2 protein-coding genes are annotated in these 5,255 nt (G+C 73.8%); both read left to right on the top strand.

All coding sequences use genetic code 11. The annotated features are described in order from the left end of the window. Window positions 1-4 precede the first annotated feature (4 nt). On the top strand, window positions 5-3,358 hold the full coding sequence (locus LE548_RS44930; RefSeq protein ID WP_308031241.1) for an SDR family NAD(P)-dependent oxidoreductase: 3,354 nt from the start codon (window positions 5-7) through the stop codon (window positions 3,356-3,358). A gap of 141 nt (window positions 3,359-3,499) precedes the next feature. Continuing rightward, window positions 3,500-5,255 (top strand): type I polyketide synthase (locus tag LE548_RS44925; RefSeq protein ID WP_225102809.1); only part of this gene is annotated, 1,756 nt, incomplete at its 3' end.

Below are 5,255 nucleotides of genomic sequence, written 5' to 3'. Positions count from 1 at the left end.
GGCTGTGGGGGTGTTGGAGGAGCGGGGGTGTCGGACGCGTCGGCTGCGGGTGAGTCATGCGTTCCATTCGGCGCATATGGATGGTGTGCTGGAGGAGTTCGCTGCTGTGGTGGGGCAGGTGCGCTGGGGGCGGCCGTCGTTGGCGGTGGCGTCGACGTTGTCGGGTCGGGTGGATGCGGGTCAGTGGTCGGATCCGGGGTATTGGGTGCGGCAGATTCGTGAGCCGGTGCGTTTCTTTGATGGTGTGCGGGCGTTGGAGGCGGAGGGGGTCACGGCGTATCTGGAGCTGGGTCCGGATGCGGCGTTGACGGGTGCGGTTCTGGCGAGTGTGGCGGATTCCGGGGCTTTGGCGGTGGCGGCGGCTCGTCGTGACCGTGGTGAGGTGGCCACGGTGCTCGCCGCGCTGGCCGCGCTGCACACGCACGGCGTGACCGTGGACTGGTCGGCGCAGCTGACGGGTGCTCGTGTGGTGGACGTTCCGACGTATGCGTTCCAGCGGCGTCGTTACTGGCTGGATGCGTCTCAGGGGGCCGGCGGGGCCGACCGGTTCGGGCTCGATGCCACCGGGCATCCCCTCCTCGGCGCCGCCGTCGCGCTCGCCGCTCGACGCGAGCTGGTGCTGACCGGGCGGCTGTCGGTGGCGGCACAGCCGTGGCTCGCCGACCATGCCATGGGCGGCGTGGTGCTGCTGCCCGGCGCGGCCCTGCTTGACCTGGCGCTGCACGCGGCCGCTTCGAGCGGGTGTTCCTCCGTCGAGGAACTGGTGCTTGAGGCACCGCTGGTCCTGCCGGAACAGGGTGCTGTGGACGTGCAGTTGATCGTCGGTCAGCCGGACGACTCGGGACGCCGGCCGCTGGGCGTGCACTCCCGCCCCGGCGACGCCGAGCCGGACGCCCCATGGACCACGAACGCGACCGGTGCGCTGAGCCCCGTACCGGCCGGTCCGCCGCCCGCAGGTCCGGCGGCGGCCGGTCCCTGGCCACCGGCGGACGCGGTCGTCGTGCCGCTCGACAAGGTCTACCCCCGGCTGTCCGAACTCGGATACGCCTACGGGCCCGCCTTCCAGGCACTTCAGGCGGTGTGGCGGCTCGGCGACGACCTGCTGGCCGAGGTCCGGCTCCCGGAGGCCGCCCCATCCGCCGACGGGCACACCCTTCACCCCGCCCTTCTGGACGGTGCCCTGCACCCGCTGCTGCTCGATCTGCTCGACGAGACGTCCGACCGGCCTCGGCACGTACGGCTGCCGTTCGGCTGGCGCGGTGTCACGCACCGTACGCAGGCGGGAGAGGGGACCGTCCGGGTCCGGCTCGGCCGGATCGGCGCGGACGAGGTGTCCGTCACCCTGACCGACGCCGCGGGCACGGTCCTGCTGACCGCCGACTCGCTGACCCTGCGGACGATCGCGGCCGACCGGCTGGCCGACAAGGCCGTGCCCGGCATGCTGTTCGGCGTCGAGTGGACCGCCCCACCCCTCGGGGTCTCCGAAGCGCCCGGCACACCGGATCCGGCGCACCCCTGGACGGTCGTGGGGCCGCTGCCCGTGTCGCTCGACGCCGATGCCCCGGTCCGGCACCACGAGGACCTCGCCTCGCTGCTGGCCTCGGTCGCCGCGGGCGCTCCGGCCCCCGGCACGGTCCTCCTGCAGACCGGGCCGGCACCCGACGGGCCGGACGTCCCGGCGGCGGCCGGAGCATCGCTCGCCGACGCCCTCGCCCTGGTGCAGCGGTGGCTCGCCGAGCCGGCCACGGCGGGCAGCCGCCTCGTCATGGTCACCCGGTCGGCGGTCGCCACCCGTGACGGCGAGGTGCCGGATCCGGCCATCGCGCCGGTGTGGGGGCTGGTCCGCAGCGCACAGGCCGAGGAACCGGGCCGGCTCGTCCTGCTGGACACGGACGGGGCGGAGCTGCCCGGCCGTGCCGTGGCCGCGGCTCTGGCGGCGGGCGAACCCCAGCTCGCGGTGCGCGGCGGTACCGTCCTGGTGCCGCGGCTCACCCGGACCGCCGCACCGGCCGGGCAGGCATCGGCCGACTGGGGCGGCGAGGGCACGGTTCTGGTCACCGGCGGTACGGGTGGGCTGGGCGCGCTGTTCGCCCGGCATCTGGTCGCCGAGTACGGCGTACGGCGTCTGCTGCTGACCAGCAGGCGGGGTGCGCAGGCTCCGGGGGCGGAGGAACTGACCGCGCAGTTGCGTGCGTCGGGTGCCGAGGTGACCGTCGCGGCCTGTGATGTGGCGGACCGGGCGGCGCTGGCCGCGCTGCTGGAGACGGTTCCCGCCGAGCATCCGCTGACCGCCGTCGTGCACGCGGCCGGCGTCCTCGACGACGCCACCGTCGCCACCATGACCGCCGAGCAGCTGCGCACCGTCCTGTCCGCCAAGGTGGACGCCGCCTGGAACCTCCACCTGCTGACCCAGGACACCCCGCTCATCGCCTTCGTCCTGTTCTCCTCCGTCGCAGGCACCCTCGGTACCGCGGGGCAGGGCAACTACGCGGCGGGCAACGCCTTCCTGGACGCGCTCGCCCAGTACCGCCGGGCGAGCGGCCGACCGGCCGTGTCCCTCGCCTGGGGCCTGTGGGAACGGGAGAGCGGCATGGGCGGCGCACTCGACGCGGGCGCGCTGGCCAGGCTCAAGCGGTCCGGCATCGCCGGGATCGGCGACGCCCAGGGCCTGCGGCTGTTCGACACCGCCCTGGCCCTCGACCGGCCCGTGCTGGCGCCGGTGCACCTGAACCTGGCCGCGTTGCAGGCCTCCGGGGAGGAACCGCCCGCCCTGCTGTCCGGCCTGGTGCGCGCCACCCGGCACGCGGCGCGGGAGACCACCCGGGCCGCGTCCGCCGACGAAGCGCTCGCCGACCGGCTGCGCCGCCTCCCGGAGCAGGACCGCCGCCCGGCCGTACGGGACCTGGTCCGCACCGAACTGGCCCGCGTGCTGGGCTTCGAGACGGCCGACGGCATTGACACCGAGCGCGGCTTCCTCGACATGGGCGTCGACTCGCTGACCGCTGTCGAACTACGGCGCCGGCTCGGCACACTCACCGGCCTGAACCTGCGGACCACTGCCGTCTTCGACCACCCCACCGTCACGCGTCTGGCCGATCACCTGCTCGCCGAGCTGCTCCCGGACGGCACCCCCCACGCGTGGACGGCCACGTTCGAACGCTGGGAGACCGAGCTGGCCGAGCTGGCCACGGACCCGGAGGCACGCGGCGAAGTCGTGGCGAGACTCCAGCAGTTCCTGGGCAGGCTGCGCGGGCCGGAGCACGAGCCCGACTCCGGCCCGGCCGCCGACGCGATCGACGACGCCAGCGACGAGGAACTGTTCCGCCTGCTCGACGGCACCCTCGACACCCCCGAATGACCAGGTGGTCGCGGCGGCCCGCTTTAGCGACGGCTAAGGGGCCGCCAAGACCACCGACCTACCGTGAACGAATCGCGTGGCCGCCTCCGGGAACGGGAGGCCCACCCCCCCGCCGTAGACCCTGAGGAGAGTGGATCGCCGATGGCGGACGAGGACAAGCTCCGCGCCTATCTCAAGCGGGCGACGACGGACCTTCAGGAGGCCCGACGCCGGCTCCAGCAGGTCGAGTCGGACAAGCGTGAGCCGATCGCCCTCGTCGCCATGTCCTGCCGGTACCCCGGTGACGTCCGTACCCCGGACGACCTGTGGCGGACCGTGGCCGAGGGGCACGACGCCATCGGGGAGTTCCCCTCCGACCGCGGCTGGGGCGTGGACGAGCTGTACGACGTCGACCCCGACAGCGTCGGCAAGTCCACCACCCGCCAGGGCGGCTTCCTGTACGACGCCGGCCACTTCGACGCCGGGTTCTTCGGCATCTCGCCGCGCGAGGCACTCGCCGTCGACCCGCAGCAGCGGCTGCTGCTCACCCTCGCCTGGGAGGCGGTGGAGCGGGCCGGCATCCTGCCCGCCGCCCTCCGCGGCGAACAGGTGGGCGTGTTCACGGGCGTCATGTACAGCGACTACGGCACCCGCGTCCACCAGCCCTCCGAAGAGTTCGAGGGCTACCTCGTGCAGGGCAGCGCCGCCAGCATCGCCTCCGGCCGGATCGCCTACACCTTCGGATTCCACGGCCCGGCGGTGACGGTGGACACGGCGTGCTCGTCGTCCCTCGTGGCCATCCACCTGGCCGCCCAGGCGCTGCGGCGCGGTGAGTGCACCCTCGCCGTCGCCGGCGGTGTGACCGTCATGGCCACCCCCAACACCTTCGTGGAATTCAGCCGCCAGCGCGGACTCGCCCCCGACGGCCGCTGCAAGGCCTTCTCCGCGCGGGCCGACGGCACCGGCTGGAGCGAGGGTGCCGGGGTGCTGCTCCTTGAGAAGCTGTCGGACGCGCGACGCAACGGGCACCCCGTCCTGGCGGTGATCCGGGGCAGCGCCGTCAACCAGGACGGCGCCAGCAGCCAGCTCACCGCGCCGAACGGTCCGGCCCAGCAGCGGGTGATCCGGCAGGCGCTGGCGGACGCCGGTCTGTCGGCGGCCGAGGTGGACGTGGTCGAGGCGCACGGTACCGGTACGGCGCTGGGCGACCCGATCGAGGCCGAGGCGCTCATCGCCACGTACGGCCGGGAGCGGTCCGCGGACCGGCCGTTGTGGCTGGGTTCGTTGAAGTCGAACATCGGGCATACGCAGGCCGCGGCCGGTGTCGGTGGTGTGATCAAGATGGTGGAGGCCATCCGCCACGGCGAGCTGCCACGGACGCTGCATGTGGATGAGCCCTCTCCGCACGTGGACTGGTCCGCGGGCACGGTCCGGCTGCTGACCGAACCCCGGCAGTGGCGGAGCGACGGTCCGCGCCGGGCGGCGGTTTCGTCCTTCGGGATCAGCGGCACCAACGCCCATGTGATCCTCGAACAGGCCCCCGACGAGGAGTCCTCCGCCCCGCGAGAGGAGACGACGCTTCCGTTGCTGCTGTCGGCGAGGTCGCCGGAGGCGGTGCGGGAACAGGCGGCCCGGCTGCATGCGCACCTGACGGCCCGGCCCGGGATCGGGGCCGGGGACGCGGCCTACACGCTGGCCGCCGCCCGTACGGCGTTCCGGCACCGAGCCGTCGTCCTGGGCACCGACCGCGACGGACTGCTCAGCGCTCTCGAAGCCGTCGCGCAGGACAAGCCGTCCGCCGACGTGGTGTCCGGCGTATCCCCCGACCACACGGGCAAGGCCGTGTTCGTCTTTCCGGGGCAGGGGTCGCAGTGGGTCGGGATGGGCCGGGAGTTGCTGGCTGGTGAGCCGGTGTTCG

Origin of the sequence: Streptomyces sp. CoH27 (assembly GCF_020181035.1) — a bacterium.
Lineage (GTDB): Bacteria > Actinomycetota > Actinomycetes > Streptomycetales > Streptomycetaceae > Streptomyces > Streptomyces camelliae.
The sequence above is the reverse complement of the archived record's forward strand: the minus strand, read 5'-3'. Positions and strand labels throughout refer to the sequence as shown.